This window comes from Alcanivorax sp. DSM 26293 (assembly GCF_900107995.1).
GTDB lineage: Bacteria > Pseudomonadota > Gammaproteobacteria > Pseudomonadales > Alcanivoracaceae > Alcanivorax.
Window position 1 is genome coordinate 114,070 of sequence record NZ_FNUM01000005.1, and the last position, 15,853, is coordinate 129,922.

Genomic DNA, 15,853 nt, shown 5'->3' on the forward strand with positions numbered 1-15,853 from the left:
GGCTATGGGTTACGAAGAAACGGCAGGAGCCGGCTCTGGCGGCATGCTGTGATGGCTGACTACGGTGCCGTTCTCAACGCTTTCCAGGTGCACGTCGAATTTCCACAGGCGATGCAGGTGGCGGAGGACTTCCCGGGCGCTGTCGTCATCCAGGGGGCGGCCGCTGCTGCGCTGGTGGCGCAGGGTCAGGGCCCGGTCACCATGGACGTTGGCGCGGACGATCTGGATGTTGGGTTCCTGAATGCTCAGGTTGTACTGCTCGGCCAGGGCGTCGCGGACTTTGCGGTAGCCCTGTTCATTGTGAATGGCGGCCACCTCTACGTAATCGTTGCGGTCGTCATCGTCGATCTGGAAGAACTTGAAGTATCGGATCAACCGTGGGGACAGAAACTGCTGAATAAAGCTTTCGTCCTTGAAGCTCTCCATGGCGAACTTGACCGTTTCCACCCAATTTGAGCCGGCAATTTCGGGGAACCATTCCCGGTCCTCGTCATCCGGAGTTTCGCAGATGCGTCGGATATCCTGGAACATGTTGAAGCCCAGCGCATAGGGGTTCATGCCGCTGTAGAAGGGCGCCGTGAACGGGGGCTGATAGATCACCTGGCTGTGATTCTGCAGAAACTCCAGCATGAAACCATCGGTGACCAGACCCTTGTCGTAGAGATCATTGAGCAGGGTGTAGTGCCACAGGCAGGCCCAGCCCTCGTTCATGACCTTGGTCTGGCGTTGGGGATAGAAATACTGGGCCATCTTGCGCACGATGCGGATGATCTCCCGCTGCCAGGGTTTTAGCAGTGGGGCATTTTTCTCCAGAAAATAGAGCAGATTTTCCTGCGGTTCCGCGGGAAAGGTATCGCTCTGCTCGCGCAGCTGAGTGGCGGGCTGCAACTGGGGGAAGGTACGCCATAATTCAGATACCTGTTTCTGCAGGGACTCTTCCCGTTCGCGCTGGCGCCGCTTTTCTTCGATGGCAGAAATCGGAGAAGGGCGTTTGTAGCGGTCCACGCCGTAGTTCATCAGGGCATGACAGGAGTCCAGAGTCTCTTCCACGGCGGTAACACCGTGGCGCATTTCGCAATCTGCGATATAGTTTCGTGCGAATACCAGGTAATCAATGATGGACGAGGCATCGGTCCAGGTCTTGAACAGGTAATTGTTCTTGAAAAAAGAGTTGTGTCCGTAGCTGGCATGAGCAATCACCAGGGCCTGCATGGCGATACTGTTTTCTTCCATCAGGTAAGCAATGCAGGGGTCGGAGTTGATGACGATCTCATAGGCCAGCCCCATCTGCCCTCGCCGATAGCGGCCTTCCACCTCCACGAATTGCTTGCCGAAGGACCAGTGGTTGTAACCCACCGGCATGCCCACCGAGGAGTAGGCGTCCATCATCTGCTCGGAGGAAATGACCTCGATCTGATTGGGGTAAGTATCCAGGCCATATTTATTGTGGGCGATATCGGCGATAGCCTCGTCATAGCGTGCCAGCAGTTCGAAATCCCAGTCGGACCCTTCGGAGAGATAGCGGCTCATGCATCCTCCATGCGTTTCTTGAAAAGGTGCCGGAAGACCGGGTAGATCTCACCGGGCTCATCAATCTGTGCCATGGAGAAGGCGGCGGGGTGCTTTGCCATGATGTTCTGGTAATGATCCCAGAGGGCCTGGTGAGCCCGTGGCATCACTTCCACGTAGGAGAAGTACTGCAGTTTGGGGAGCAGTTCTTCCTCAATCAGTTTGGCGCAGGCGGGGGAGTCGTCGTTCCAGTTGTCGCCGTCGGAGGCCTGGGCCGCATAGATATTCCATTCCGTCACCGGGTAACGGTCATTGATGATATCGCGGGTGAGTTTCAGGGCACTGGAGACAATGGTGCCGCCGGTCTCCCGGGAATAGAAAAACTCTTCTTCATCCACTTCCTTGGCGCTGGTGTGGTGGCGGATAAACACCACCTCGATCTTTTCGTAATTGCGTTGCAGAAACAGATACAGCAGCAGGAAGAAGCGTTTGGCCAGATCTTTCATGTCCTGATTCATGGAACCGGACACATCCATGATGCAGAACATGACGGCGCGACTCACCGGCACCGGCACTTTGACATGATGGTTGAAGCGAAGGTCCACGGTATCCAGAAACGGGATGCGTTCCACCCGCCGCTCCAGTTTGGCAATCTGCTCGTCCAGTTCCTGCAGGCGTGCCTGGCGTTGTGGTGACTGGTCCTGTTGCAAAAGCGCCTCGCGCTCTGCTTTCAGGTCCCGGATACGGCGGCGCGTGGCGGCGGTGAGCGCCCGGCGTCGCATGGATGCCTGGCGCATGGAGCGGACAATATTGATCTTGGCGGGCATGCCCTGGCTGACAATGCCACCATGTTTGGTCTGGAAGGTCTGGGCACCTTCCATATGGCGTTTTACCAGATTGGGCAGCTCCAGATCTTCAAACAGGAAGTTGAGAAACTCCTGTTTGTCGATTTCAAAGGCGAAGGCGTCCTCGCCGTCCCCCTGATTGCTGGCCTGGCCATCGCCGGAACCCTGGCCGCCTCCGCCTTCCGGGCGAGCAATCCGGTCACCCTGATGAAATTCCTTGTTGCCGGGATGAACAATGCTGCGCTGGCCGCCAGGGCCATGGTGGAAGATGGGCTCGGACAGGTCCTTGCGAGGGATGCTGATGCGCTCGCCCTGTTCCATGTCCTTGATGGAACGACGGTTGACGGCATCGTTGACCGCTTCACGGATATGCTTGCGATAACGACGCAAAAAGCGCTGGCGATTGACGGTGCTCTTGCGCTTGTCGTTCAGGCGGCGATCAATGATGTAGCTCATTCGCTTCTCCCGACTTCACCGGCGGCATTGTAGGAGCGCCGCTTGAGGCGCGAATTGGCACAGCTGGTTTGCGCCTCAAGCGGCGCTCCTACAGCGTTCTACTGCGCCTTGCGTACCCGCAGATACCATTCCGACAGCAGGCGTACCTGCTTTTCCGTGTAGCCGCGGGAGACCATGCGTTGCACGAAATTGTTGTGCTTGCGCTGGTCGTCTTCGCTGCCCTTGGCATTGAAGGAAATCACCGGCAGCAGGTCCTCCGTGTTGGAGAACATTTTCTTCTCGATCACGTCGCGGAGCTTTTGGTAGCTGAGCCAGCTCGGGTTCTTGCCGTGATTGTTGGCGCGGGCGCGGAGTACGAAGTTGACCACCTCGTTGCGGAAGTCCTTGGGGTTGGAAATGCCCGCCGGTTTTTCGATCTTTTCCAGGTCTTCGTTGAGAGCCTGGCGATCGAAAATTTCTCCCGTGTCCGGGTCGCGGAATTCCTGGTCCTGAATCCAGAAATCGGCATAGGTCACGTAGCGGTCGAAGATGTTCTGGCCATATTCGGAGTAGGACTCCAGGTAAGCGGTCTGGATTTCCTTGCCGATAAATTCCACGTAGCGGGGTACCAGGTATTCCTTGATGAATCTCCGGTATTGCTCCTGACGGTCCTGGGGGAATTGCTCCTGATCGATGCGTTGTTCCAGTACATGAATCAGGTGTACCGGGTTGGCGGCCACCTCGGAGTGATCGTAGTTGAATACCTTGGACAGAATCTTGAACGCGAAGCGGGTGGAGAGGCCGTTCATGCCTTCATCCACACCGGCCATGTCGTGGTATTCCTGAATCGACTTGGCGTGGGGATCCACATCCTTCAGGTTCTCACCATCATAGACCCGCATCTTGGAGTAGATGCTGGAATTCTCCGGTTCCTTGAGGCGAGTCAGGGTCGAGAACTGGGCCAGCATGTGCAGGGTATCCGGTGCGCAATGGGCGTCGCGCAGACTGGAATTGCGCAGCAGCTTTTCGTAAATCTGCATTTCTTCGGTGACACGCAGGCAGTAAGGCACCTTGACGATATAGACCCGGTCGATAAAGGCCTCGTTGTTCTTGTTGTTCTTGAAGGTATGCCACTCTGCTTCATTGGAGTGGGCCAGAACGATCCCGTCGAAGGGAATCGCGCCCATGTGTTCCGTGCCGTTGTAATTGCCTTCCTGGGTTGCTGTCAGCAATGGATGCAGCACCTTGATCGGTGCCTTGAACATCTCCACGAATTCCAGAATACCCTGATTGGCCCGGCACAGCCCGCCGGAGAAGGAGTAGGCATCCGGATCATCCTGGGAGAAGTCTTCCAGCTTGCGGATGTCCACCTTGCCCACCAGGGCCGAAATGTCCTGGTTGTTCTCGTCGCCCGGCTCGGTCTTGGCCACGCCCACCTGATCCAGAATCGAAGGATAGCGTTTGACCACCCGGAACTGGCTGATATCGCCGCCGAATTCATGTAACCGTTTTACCGCCCAGGGAGACATGATGGTGCGGATATAGCGGCGTGGGATGCCGTATTCCTCTTCCAGGATGGGAGCATCTTCCTCCGGATCAAACAGGGACAGGGGAGAGTCGTTCACCGGGGAGCCCTTGATGGCGTAGAAGGGCACTTTCTGCATCAGCGCCTTGAGCTTTTCCGCCAGGGAAGATTTGCCGCCCCCCACCGGGCCCAGCAGATACAGAATCTGTTTCTTTTCTTCCAGCCCCTGGGCCGCATGGCGGAAGTAGCTGACGATATTCTCGATGACCTCTTCCAGGCCGTAGAACTCGTCGAAGGCAGGGTAACGACGGATGACCTTGTTGGAGAAGATGCGTGACAGGCGGGGGTCCTTGGCAGTGTCGACCATCTCCGGCTCGCCGATGGCCATGAGCATGCGTTCGGGGGCGGTGGCGTAGGCGCTGGGATCGCGCTTGCACAGCTCCAGGTATTCTTCCAGCGACATCTCTTCCTGCTGGGTGCTCTCAAACCGGGCCTGGTAGTGGCTGATAATGCTCATGCCTGCTTCCTCCTGGCGGAACCAACAATGGTCACAACAAAACTACATGGGGTACGTGTCCTTGGTAGATGCCTTGATCACTTTTCTCATTAATAAAAAAAGTCGTGTAAATAAAAAATGAAAATGGGGATTCGTGTGCGCAGGGCTGACCGTGCAGTCACGTCTTTAGCATGTAGCCAAACGGCCGATGAAGTCAAAGCGGAAGGAAATTTTTTTTTGCAGAAAAAGGACGAAGTGTGGCGAATGTCTGACAGGCCGGGAGGCGGTCGGTCACAAGGGGGAAACGGAAGGACGGAATGCAGCCGGCAGGGCCTTGCCTGCCGGTGCCGGGGATCAGCAGTGACAGGCGAAGCGGGTCAGGTCGTCCAGGCGCAAGGCGGTGAGGCTGCCACCCCAGACACAGCCGGTATCCAGGGCGTCGACGCCGGCCACGTGGGTATTGCCTTCCAGTGCCGCCCAGTGGCCAAACAGGATACGGGTATCCGTCACCTGACGATCCGGGTGCTGGAACCAGGGCATAAAGCCCGCTGGGGGGGCATCGGCTTCCCCCTTGGTGGCCAGATCCAGTTCGCCGGCCAGGTTCACAAAACGCATGCGGGTAAAGTGATTGGTGATGACGCGCCAGCGCTCCGGGCCTTGCAGCGCGTCGTCCCAGCCGGCCGGCTGGTTGCCGTACATGTGGGCAAAATATTCGCCTACCTGTGGCCCACGCAGTACCTGCTCCACTTCCCGGGCCCGCTCCCGGGCTTGCGACAGTGTCCACAGTGGCGGAATGCCCGCATGGGTCATCACTGCCTGGTGTTCCGGGATATCAATCAGTAACGGACAATCCTGCAGCCAGCCCAGCAGGGCGTTGCGGTCAGGGGCCTCGAGGATATCCGTGAGAGTGTCCTTGCGACGGCTGTCGGTGCTCCCCTGGGCCACGGCCAGCAGATGCAGGTCGTGATTGCCCAATACCGTATGCACATTATCGCGTAGCGCGTAAACACGGCGCAGGGTCCCCAGGGAGTCCGGCCCCCGATTGACCAGATCGCCGGCCAGGAACAGCCGGTCACGATCGGCATTAAATCCGATCCGCTCCAGCAGGCAGTCGAACGGCGCCAGGCAGCCCTGCAGATCGCCGATGGCGTAATCGCTCAAGAGTTGCCTCCGCCTTGGATGCCGGGGTTAATGCAGTGCATGGGGCACCGCCAGGGTGAACATGGGGATTTCTGCATCGAAGTGAGTGCCATCTTCTCCAATCATCTGGTAACTGCCGCGCATGCTGCCAACCTCGGTTTCCAGGATGGCGCCGCTGGTATAGGAAAATGTCTGGCCCGGCGCGATATGGGGCTGTTCGCCGATAACGCCTTCGCCGTGGACTTCCTGGACACGGTCCTCGCCGTCGGTGATCACCCAGTGGCGGGTGAGCAGGCGGGCACTGACGGTGCCTTCATTGCGAATGGTGATGTGATAGGCAAACACCCAGCGCTGGCTGTCCGGATCGCTCTGATCGGCAAGGAATTCGGTTTCCACCGAGACCTGAATATTGTGGCGCGGGCTCATGATTGCTCCGTTGATGTGATTCTCGCTGAAGGGTGATGCCACCCGATGCCGGTTACCCGGCGGGCGCTGACGTGACAGAGTGGCCCGTTAGGCGTTGCCTGCCCCGGGGCAGGTGAGATTGGCCAGGGTCACATAGTCCGCCACGGTGAGCTGGTCCGGGCGCAGACCGGCGTCGATGCCTGCCTGTTCGAACTGCTCCAGCGTTACCTGGGATTTTAGACTATTGCGGATGGCCTTGCGTCGTTGAGTGAAGGCCTGGGCCACCAGTCGGCGCAGGTGCTCTTCATCGTTTGCCGGATGGGGCGGGCTGGCGTGGGGAATCAGGCGCACCACGGCGGAATCCACCTTGGGCGGCGGGCTGAAGGCGCCCGGTGGCACAAAGAACAGATAGTCCGCCTGACAATGGTACTGGACCATGATCGACAGGCGCCCCCAGTCCCGGGTGCCGGGGCTGGCGGTGAGCCGGTCCACCACTTCCTTCTGCAACATGAAGGTCATGTCGCTGATGGCGTCCGCCTGGCTGAGCAGGTGGAAGATCAGCGGGGTGGAAATGTTGTAGGGCAGGTTGCCGATGACCCGCAGCGGCTTGTCCGCCGGTTTCAGGGTGCGGAAGTCGAAGCGCAGGGCATCGCTTTCATGGATGGTCAGGCGTTCCGGGCTGTTTTCCTGGCGCAGCAGGGCAATCAGGTCCCGGTCCAGTTCCACCACGTGCAGGTGAGGTATCTCTTCCAGCAGCGGGTAGGTAAGCGCGCCACGGCCAGGGCCGATTTCCACCAGGGTGTCGTCCTGCTGCAGCCCCAGGGTGCGCACCATGCGGTCCACCAGGTTGCGGTCATGCAGGAAGTGCTGGCCGAAACGTTTGCGGGTGCGATGTTCTGTCATGTGGCGGCAAGCTCCAGAGCGAGTCGGGTGGCGGCGATCAGGCTGCCGGCCTTGGCCGTGCCGGTGCCAGCCAGGTCGAAAGCGGTGCCATGATCCACCGAGGTGCGGATAAAGGGCAGCCCCAGGGTAATGTTGATGGCTTCGCCAAAGCCGGCGTACTTGAGGACGGGCAAACCCTGATCGTGGTACATGGCCAGCACCGCATCATGTTTTGCCAGCAGGTCCGGCTGGAAGGCGGTATCCGCCGGCAGTGGGCCGGTGAGGGCCATGCCCTGGCCGCGCAGGGCTTCCAGGGTGGGAATGATCACGTCCAGTTCCTCGCGGCCCAGGTGACCCCCTTCGCCGGCATGGGGGTTGAGCCCGAGCACCAGAATACGGGGTTCATCAATGCGGTACTTGCCGATCAGGTCGTTGCGCAGAATGGTCAACGTGCGGGTCAGGCTGTCTGCGGTGATTGCCCGGGGCACCTGACTGAGTGGCAGATGGGTGGTGACCAGGGCCACGCGCAGTTCGCGGGCGGTGAGCATCATGACTACCTGGTCCACCCCGGCCTGCTCGGCGAGAAACTCGGTATGGCCGGTGAAGGCCGGGTCGGCCCCTTCGCAAATCACGTTCTTGGCCACCGGGGCGGTCACCATGGCCGCAAAGGTGTTGTCCAGGCAGCCCTGGGCGGCGCGGGTCAGCAGGGTGAGCGTGCCGCTGGCGGTGGCCGGGTCCGGCTGGCCGGCAGTGACCGGCGCCCCAGCCGGGGTGTGCCATACCGGCAGGGTGCCGGGCGCCAATGGTTGCCCGGGTTGCCAGTCGGAGAGGGTGACCGTCAGGCCGAGCCGGGAGGCTCGGTCTTTCAGGACGTCACGGTCACCGATGGCAACCAGCGGGGCATCCGGGAAGGAGGCCGGCAGGGTCAGCACCAGGTCGGGGCCGATGCCTGCCGGGTCTCCGCAGGTGATGGCGATGGGACGCTCTGGCGTCAGACGTCCGGCGTCAGACGCCAGACTCATAAGCGGATATCCACGTAGGACTCGCTGCGCTGCTCCTGCAGCCAGGTTTCCAGCTCTTCTTCGAAGCGTCGTTTCTGCAGGGCCTGGGTGGCCTGCATACGGCGGAATTCCTCGCTCATGTCCGCATCGCGGGTAGCGTCCACGCGCAGGAAGTGCCAGCCGAACTGGCTTTCAAAGACCGGCGACAGTTCCCCCATCGGGGTATTGAGCATCATGTCCTCGAATTCCGGCACCATCTCGCCCTGGGTGATCCAGCCCAGTTCGCCGCCGTTGCGGGCGCTGCCCGGATCATCGGAATGTTCTGCGGCCACCGTGGCAAAGTCCTGCTTGCCCTCGGCAATGCTGTCATGCAGGCGAATGGCCTTGTCGCGGGCCTCCTCGGCACTGATCAGGGCGTCGGGTTTGATCAGAATGTGGCGAACCTGATACTGGGTGACTACTTTCTCGACACCGCCCTTGCGGTCCATCAGCTTGAGAATGTGGAAGCCGGCGCCGGAGCGCAGGGGCGGGGAAATCTCGCCCTTGTCCATGTCGATGGCGGTTTCCGCAAACAGGCTGGGCCACTGGGCCGCCGGGCGCCAGCCCAGGTCGCCCCCTTCCAGCGCCTTGGGGCCATCGGATTCAGCGGTGGCCAGCTGCTGGAAATCGCTACCCTTGTTCAGCCGTTCCACAATGCCTTCGGCCTTCTGGCGGGCGGCCTGCACCACCTCCGGGCTGGCACCGGCAGGGACGCGTACCAGGATGTGCCCCAGACGAAAATCGGCTTCGAACATTTGCTTGCCCATTTCCGAACTCAGGAAACGGTCCACTTCCCGGTCGGTAATGCGGATGCGCGACGCCACGCTGCGCTGTTGCAGACGGGAAATCAGCATGTCCTCACGGATCTGTTCACGGAACTGGGCCCAGTTGTAGCCATCCTGGCGCAGGGCGCCGGCGAAATCTTCCAGGGTCATGCCGTTCTGGCGGGCAATGCCGGCCAGGGCCTGGTTGAGGGTGGCGTCATCCACCTTGATACCGGCCCGGTCGGCGAGCTGCAGTTGCAGGCGCTCCAGGATCATACGGTCGAGGACCTGCTCGCGCATCACCGCCGGGGGTGGCAATGGCTGGCCCTTTTCCTGGAACTGCAGGGCAATAGTGCTGATGCGTTCATCCAGCTCGCTGGCCATGATGGCGCCGTCGTTGACCACGGCCACAATGCGATCGAGCATCTGCACCTTGGCATGGGACCAGACCGGCACCATCAGCGCGACCATGGTCAGCAGGCCAAGCAGAGTGTGTCTGGCGTGCAGGGTTGTCTTAATCATACTGTCTCCTGTATCCCGGAATACTGCGCTCCAGCAGGGCATCCACCTGGCCGCCGAAGCCACCCAGGCCGACCATCTGGATCTGTAACCAGATGGTGCTGTCCGCCTCCAGATCGCCGTCGCCGTCATCGTCCACCAGCTCCCGCTGACTCAGCAGGCGCAGTTTCCAGCAGCAATTGCGGTATTCGGCCCCGGCGATGGTTTCCAGAGTGCGCTTGTTTTCCAGGTCGTACATCCAGCGGCCCACCATGCGCCAGTGGCGATGTATTGGCAGGATGCCGCTGATTTCCGATTCGCGGATGTCGTCTTCGGGGCGGTCGTGATAACCCAGATTGACCACCCGGCGTTCCCGGTCGTTGTAACCGATCTGGAAGCTGGAGCGTTCCCGCTCGTTTTCTTCCAGATCCCATTGGGCTTCAGTGTAGAGGTACCAGTCGCGGGCAAAGTTCCATCGGGCGTCGCCCACCAGTGGTGTCTGGTCATCGGTGGGGTCTTCCACGGTCTGTTCGGTGGTTACCTTGCGATCTTCGAAGTAGAACCCCTGGGCCACCCGCAGCCGCAGCTGTTCCCGGCCGGTGGCATCATGGAGGAAACGGCTGGTCAGGCCCAGCGCCAGTTTTTCCTCATCGCCGATGCGGTCATAGCCGATAAAACGGTTTTCCCGGAACAGGGAGTTGTAGGAAAAGGTGAGCTCGCGGCTGTCAAAGTTGGGCAGGAAGTCCTGATTCTTGTAGGCCACCTTGTTGACGAACAGACGCGGTTCCAGGGTCTGGGTGTAATCCTCGCCGAGCCAGCGGCTGGGGCGCTCGAAGAACAGACCGGAGTCCAGGCTGGCGCCCCAGGTAGTGATATCCGGATTGTCCTCGGCGTTGGCGTCCACGCTGTCCAGCTCATAACGGGTGTGATATAGCCGGGCGCGGGGTTCCAGATAGCCCCAGGGCTTCTGCAGGCGCAGGTTCAGGGCCGGGGCCGCGTGGGCGCGCAGGCCGGTGGCCTTGCCGCTGTCATCGGAACCGCTGCGCTCGAAGGAGGTGATGTCCGACAGCCACAGACCCTTGAGAGGGCCATACAGGGTGGGATCGCCGGTGAGCTGCAGCTGGGGCAGACGGCGGTAGGGCAGGTCCTGATCCTCCAGGGTCGGGTCGATGGTCTGCCAGGACTGCATGCGCCCCAGTACCTGCCAGGTGCGACCGTAATAGCGGGCTTCCGCCAGTCGGGGCAGGTGCGTCTGGGAGCTGATCTCCAGACCGGTATCCAGATCCTTGAAGTAGAAGTCGTCCGACACATAGTTGAAGTCGGTCTTCAGGTTCCAGCGGTTGATATTGCCCCGGTGGCTCCAGCGGGCCACCTGGCGGTCTTCATCGTCAAACTTGCGGTCGTTGAACAGCACCCCGTAGCTGATGTCGCCTTCGCCCCAGGGCGTCAGATAGCGGAATTCGGAGTCCACCCCTTCGCCGCGGCCATCAATAAAGCGGGGCCCGATGGTGGCATCCAGCTGTGGGTGGATGTTCACGTAGATCGGTTGGGTAATATCCAGGCCGCCGCTGCTGTCGCCGATGGCGATGGTGGGGAACAGCAGGCCGGTCTTGCGCCGGTCATCAATGGGGAAGGTCAGCCAGGGCAGCCAGAAAATCGGCATGCTTTTGACTTTCAGCACCACATTGTTGGCTTCGCCCCAGCCCTTTTCCCGGTCCAGGAAAATCCGCTCCCCTTCCAGTGACCAGCCATTGGAGCCTGGCGCACAGGTGGTATAGGAGCCACGGGTAATGGTGGTGGTGGTCTCATTGAGGAAGATGTAGTCGGCGCTGCCCCGTGCGGCGGTGTTGAACAGGGAATAGCGCACCCCCAGCAGGCTGCCTTCCTTGCGGCGGGTCTGGCCGCTCATGCTGGAGGCAATAAAGGTGGCCTGGTCGCTTTCCAGACGCATGCCGTTTTCCAGCTGGAACTTGCCCGTGGCCTGGTCCAGTTGGGCGCTGTCGGTGGTAATGCGGCTGCCGGGCTGTTCGATCAGCACGTCGCCATCCAGCTCGATCAGGCCATTCTGCGACATGGTGGAGTGGTCAGCGGTGACCACGGTGTCGCTGCCTTCCACAGGAATGCCCACGGCGGGGTTATAGTAGATGCCGCCACACCATTCCGGAATGCTGCGCTGTTGCACGGCGGGGAACGTGGCCATTTCTTCGCGGTCAACCCAGTTGAGGTCGTTGTCCGCGGTACTGGTGCCTGCCAGAAGCAGCAGGCCAGGGATCAGAATTCGTTGTACGGGCAGTGGCATCGGCTGCTCAGAACAGGTAAAAAGGCCGTTTTGCACCGCGCGGATAACTGGCGCGGTAAAAGCGGCAGTGTAATGGAACAAGGAAGGCAATGCAGCCTGATAAAAGTAATTCTCACGTAGATCTGCGTAAGCAGGCTCTCGATCAGTGGGTAAGCGCTCACATTGGCGCTGAGCTGGCGGGTGTGCCGGCCTCTGCGGACGCCAGCTTTCGCCGCTATTTCCGTTATCAGCACGATGGCCGCAGCCTGATCGCCATGGATGCGCCACCGGCCCAGGAAGATTGCCGCCCCTTTATTGATGTGGCCCGGCGTCTTCAGCGTGCCGGCCTGCATGTGCCGGAAATCGTTCATCAGGATCTGCAGCAGGGCTTCCTGTTGCTCACCGACATGGGCAATGAGACCTGGCTCACCGCCCTCAATGAGGGTAATGCGGATGCCTGGTACAGCGCCGCCATCGACACCCTGATTACCCAGCAATTGCATACCGATGTGGCCGGTCTGCCGGTCTATGACGAGGCCCTGCTGCAGCGGGAACTGGAGCTGTTCCCCCAATGGTACCTGTTTCGCCACCGGGAAAAGGTGGTCACCGGCGAGCTGCGCCAGCGTCTGGACCGGGTGTTTACCGTGCTGATCGAATCGGCCCTGGCCCAGCCGCAGGTGTTCGTGCACCGGGACTACATGCCCCGCAACCTGATGGTGTCCGACCCCAACCCCGGGGTGCTGGACTTCCAGGACGCGGTGGCCGGGCCCATCAGTTATGACGTGATCAGCCTGTTCAAGGATGCCTTTATCAGCTGGCCGGAAGCGCGGGTGCTGGGTTGGCTGCGGGAGTATTTCGACAAGGCCACCGCCGCAGGCCTGCCGGTGCCGGCGGAGTTCGATACCTTCCTGCGCGATTGCGACCTGATGGGCGCCCAGCGCCATCTCAAGGTGATCGGCATCTTTGCGCGCATCTGCCACCGGGACGGCAAACCCAAATACCTGGGCGATGTAGCCCGGTTCTTCGCCTACCTGCGCACCGTCATCGCCCGCCGTCCGGAGCTGGCGGACCTGGAATGGATCCTGGATCAGCTCGAGGACAACGAGTGAAGGCGATGATCCTGGCCGCCGGCTACGGCAAGCGCATGCGGCCCCTCACCGATCACACCCCCAAGCCCCTGCTGCAGGCGGGGGGCAAGGCGCTGATCGAATACCACATCGAGAAACTGCGCGATGGGGGCATCGATTCCCTGGTGATCAACACCGGCTGGCTGGGCGACCGGCTGGCCGCCACCCTGGGCGATGGTCGGCGCTTTGGCATTCCCATCGTCTATTCCCATGAAGGTACCCCGCTGGAAACCGCCGGCGGCATTCGCCGGGCGCTGCCCTTGCTGGGGGATGCTCCCTTTGTGCTGGTCAACGGCGATATCTGGACCGACTTTGACCTGTCCCGGTTGGTGACCGAGCGGCCCGACCCGGTGCATCTGGTGCTGGTGGATAACCCGGACCACCACCCGGGTGGGGATTTTCATCTGACAGAGGGGGGGCGGGTGCGCGATAATGACGAACCCAGGCTGACCTATGCGGGCATCGGGCGGTTCGATCCGGCCCTGTTCCGGGGTCTGCCCGATGGCGAAGCGAAACTGGCGCCGCTGCTACGCGCCGCCATGGCCGACGATGCTGTCAGCGGTGAGCACCACCCGGGTCAATGGTGGGACATCGGCACCCCGGAGCGCCTGGAGGAACTGGATCGGTTACTCAAGAGCCCCTGATCCAGCGCCGAAAATGGTTTTGTAGGAGCGTCGCTGGCGGCGCGATCACTGGGTTTCGAGTTGCGAGCAACGCGTTTCGAAAGGCCAAACCGGCGCTTTTGATTTTGCTTTTCGCCACTCGAAACTCCTTACTCGCAACTGTCTTTACTGAGGAATCTTCATGCCCAAGCAGGATTATCTGATCGCCCCCTCCATTCTCGCGGCCAACTTCGCCCGTCTCGGGGAAGAATGCGATAACGTGCTGGCCGCCGGGGCGGACGTGATCCACTTCGACGTGATGGACAACCACTACGTGCCCAACCTGACCATCGGCCCCATGGTCTGCAAGGCCCTGCGCGACCACGGCATCACCGCCCCCATCGACGTGCACCTGATGGTCAGCCCGGTGGACGACCTGATCGGCATGTTCGCCGAGGCCGGCGCCAGCTACATCACCTTTCACCCGGAAGCCAGCCAGCACGTGGATCGCTCCCTGCAACTGATCAAAAGCTACGGCTGCAAAGCTGGCCTGGTGCTCAATCCGGCCACCCGTCCTGACTGCCTGGAATACGTCATGGACAAGCTGGACATGATCCTGCTGATGAGCGTGAACCCGGGCTTCGGTGGCCAGAAGTTCATCCCCTCCACCCTGGACAAGACCCGCGCCGTGCGCCAGATGATCGATGCCAGCGGCTACGACATCCGTCTGGAAGTGGATGGCGGCGTCTCTGAAAAGAACATCCGTGACGTGGCCGCCGCCGGCGCCGACACCTTCGTGGCGGGCTCCGCCATCTTCGGCAAGGACGACTACGCCGCCGTCATCCAGCAAATGCGCGAGGAGCTGGCGCAGGCCTGAGGGCCTACACCGCTCAGGAGGGAACCGAATGGCCCTGCCGCTGCCTTATCCCTCCATGCGCTACGCGACCCTGCTATTCACCTGTCTGATGCTCCTGCTGGCCGGCTGTGCCAGCAGGTCGCCCGTTGCCCCGGAATCCATGACCGAGGCTCCGGCGGCAATCCGTGCCAAGCAGAAAGCCCGCTCAGGCAATAGCGCCCCGGATTTGCAGGCCCAGCAGGAAATGGATGCACTGGTGGCAGACGTGATGGCCGAAGTGCCACCCCTGCGCGTGTCCCTGGAAGCCCAGCACGAAGACTGGAAAGGTGTTCCCTACCGCTACGGCGGCTTGAGTCCTCGCGGCGTGGACTGCTCCGGTTTTGTCTATCTCACCTTCCTGTCCCGCCTGGGCATGGAAGTGCCGCGCACTACCACTGAATTGCTGCAAAGTGGCGAAAAGGTCAAACGTGACGAGATTCAGGTGGGCGACCTGGTGTTCTTCCGCACCGGCCCCGGTAACCGCCATGTGGGCATCTACATGGGCAACGGCGATTTCTTGCATGCGTCCTCCAGCCAGGGCGTCATGACGTCCTCCCTGAGTAATCCTTATTGGCATCGGCGGTACTGGCAGGCTCGGCGGTTAGCCGGTTTGTAATACGCGCCATCTCGTGCGCGCCTGGCGTTACCGCACCTAACCCCTCTGCCAAACGAGTAGGGTGCACTGAGCCTAAGGTGAACTGCACCATTTCCCGCCCACGCGGTGCAGTTCGCCCCAGGCTCAGTGCACCCTACGCAAACCGCAATTCATCCGTTGTGCCCGAAACCTTCCACTTATTGTCGGCCTGATATGTGGCCACTGCACCGCCCGTTTTCACCCACGCGCAAGTTGGATTTGTAGGATATGACTTACATATTTTTTTAAGTTGCTGAGATAAAGTGAATTTTCATTTGCATAGCAGTGCGGGTTGCGCTGCGTTTTTTGCGCGATTTTTTTGGGGAGATTCATGCGTTTCTTGGTTTTTTTGTAGCATTCCTTGCTGGTTGTTCGACTTCGCCAGCGATGAATAACCGGGTTCAGCAATTCAATGCCGCACAGGAAGCGCAATACTCACCTACACGGGCAGAGCTTAAGGAGCTTCCGGGTGGCGTCTCCAATCTAGAGTTCGGAGTCTGGGCGGGTGTTCCCGGCGAGTCTGCGGCTAACGCAGCGTACCGGAAAAGAATTTTCGATAGCTTTAGAACCCAATGTGGTTTTGACGAAAGCCAATTGAAGGAGGTGCGGATTGTTAAGCATGATCCTCCAATCTGGTACGAAGTTTGGGTATTTAATAATCCAGAGTCTCAGCGCCCTGATAATACATCCGGCCTTTCCGTGGTCATGAGATTTAATCCAATGACAAATATTACCAACACCTCCTTCCGTGGGGATTGTGATTGATGGGGGTTGAGGG

14 protein-coding genes are annotated in these 15,853 nt (G+C 60.4%); 5 read left to right on the plus strand and 9 right to left on the minus strand.

Annotated features, from left to right (window positions below; translation table 11 throughout):
• Positions 1 to 9: 9 nt before the first annotated feature.
• From C4S63_RS10435 to C4S63_RS10475, 9 genes are all read right to left on the minus strand, one after another.
• Complete coding sequence (locus C4S63_RS10435; RefSeq protein WP_062815882.1) at positions 10 to 1,530, minus strand: SpoVR family protein; 1,521 nt, start codon at positions 1,528 to 1,530, stop codon at positions 10 to 12.
• A complete protein-coding gene (locus C4S63_RS10440) occupies positions 1,527 to 2,810 on the minus strand; it encodes a YeaH/YhbH family protein (RefSeq protein ID WP_062815883.1) in 1,284 nt (427 codons plus the stop codon). The genes C4S63_RS10435 and C4S63_RS10440 overlap by 4 nt, the downstream gene beginning before the upstream one ends.
• A gap of 98 nt (positions 2,811 to 2,908) precedes the next feature.
• Positions 2,909 to 4,831, minus strand: a complete 1,923-nt coding sequence (locus tag C4S63_RS10445) for a PrkA family serine protein kinase (RefSeq protein ID WP_062815884.1) — start codon at positions 4,829 to 4,831, stop codon at positions 2,909 to 2,911.
• Positions 4,832 to 5,164: 333 nt separating this feature from the next.
• On the minus strand, positions 5,165 to 5,971 hold the full coding sequence (locus C4S63_RS10450) for a symmetrical bis(5'-nucleosyl)-tetraphosphatase (protein ID WP_062815885.1): 807 nt from the start codon (positions 5,969 to 5,971) through the stop codon (positions 5,165 to 5,167).
• Positions 5,972 to 5,998: 27 nt separating this feature from the next.
• Positions 5,999 to 6,376 (minus strand): Co2+/Mg2+ efflux protein ApaG, encoded by a 378-nt coding sequence (gene apaG, locus C4S63_RS10455; protein ID WP_062815886.1) that lies wholly within the window; start codon positions 6,374 to 6,376, stop codon positions 5,999 to 6,001.
• Positions 6,377 to 6,463: 87 nt separating this feature from the next.
• Entirely contained in the window at positions 6,464 to 7,258 is a 795-nt protein-coding gene (rsmA, locus tag C4S63_RS10460; protein WP_062815887.1) for a 16S rRNA (adenine(1518)-N(6)/adenine(1519)-N(6))-dimethyltransferase RsmA, read from the minus strand.
• The gene (pdxA, locus tag C4S63_RS10465) at positions 7,255 to 8,259 is read right to left on the minus strand and encodes a 4-hydroxythreonine-4-phosphate dehydrogenase PdxA (protein WP_062815888.1); all 1,005 of its coding nucleotides are present in this window, start codon (positions 8,257 to 8,259) and stop codon (positions 7,255 to 7,257) included. The genes rsmA and pdxA overlap by 4 nt, the downstream gene beginning before the upstream one ends.
• Positions 8,256 to 9,563 (minus strand): peptidylprolyl isomerase, encoded by a 1,308-nt coding sequence (locus C4S63_RS10470; protein ID WP_062815889.1) that lies wholly within the window; start codon positions 9,561 to 9,563, stop codon positions 8,256 to 8,258. Before C4S63_RS10470 ends, pdxA begins: the two co-directional genes overlap by 4 nt.
• Positions 9,556 to 11,838 carry an LPS-assembly protein LptD gene (locus C4S63_RS10475; protein WP_062815890.1) on the minus strand — a complete coding sequence of 761 codons (2,283 nt, stop codon included), beginning with the start codon at positions 11,836 to 11,838 and terminating at the stop codon, positions 9,556 to 9,558. Before C4S63_RS10475 ends, C4S63_RS10470 begins: the two co-directional genes overlap by 8 nt.
• A gap of 89 nt (positions 11,839 to 11,927) precedes the next feature.
• Here C4S63_RS10475 and C4S63_RS10480 point away from each other — a divergent pair, with 89 nt between their 5' ends.
• From C4S63_RS10480 to C4S63_RS17285, 5 genes are all read left to right on the plus strand, one after another.
• On the plus strand, positions 11,928 to 12,926 hold the full coding sequence (locus C4S63_RS10480; protein WP_062815891.1) for an aminoglycoside phosphotransferase family protein: 999 nt from the start codon (positions 11,928 to 11,930) through the stop codon (positions 12,924 to 12,926).
• Complete coding sequence (murU, locus tag C4S63_RS10485; RefSeq protein ID WP_062815892.1) at positions 12,923 to 13,588, plus strand: N-acetylmuramate alpha-1-phosphate uridylyltransferase MurU; 666 nt, start codon at positions 12,923 to 12,925, stop codon at positions 13,586 to 13,588. Before C4S63_RS10480 ends, murU begins: the two co-directional genes overlap by 4 nt.
• Positions 13,589 to 13,748: 160 nt before the next feature.
• Entirely contained in the window at positions 13,749 to 14,423 is a 675-nt protein-coding gene (rpe, locus tag C4S63_RS10490; protein WP_062815893.1) for a ribulose-phosphate 3-epimerase, read from the plus strand.
• Positions 14,424 to 14,451: 28 nt separating this feature from the next.
• Positions 14,452 to 15,057: an NlpC/P60 family protein gene (locus C4S63_RS10495; RefSeq protein WP_231874172.1), complete on the plus strand. Its 606-nt coding sequence runs from the start codon at positions 14,452 to 14,454 to the stop codon at positions 15,055 to 15,057.
• Between the two features lie 303 nt (positions 15,058 to 15,360).
• A complete protein-coding gene (locus C4S63_RS17285) occupies positions 15,361 to 15,840 on the plus strand; it encodes a hypothetical protein (protein ID WP_146063377.1) in 480 nt (159 codons plus the stop codon).
• The last annotated feature ends 13 nt before the right edge of the window (positions 15,841 to 15,853 follow it).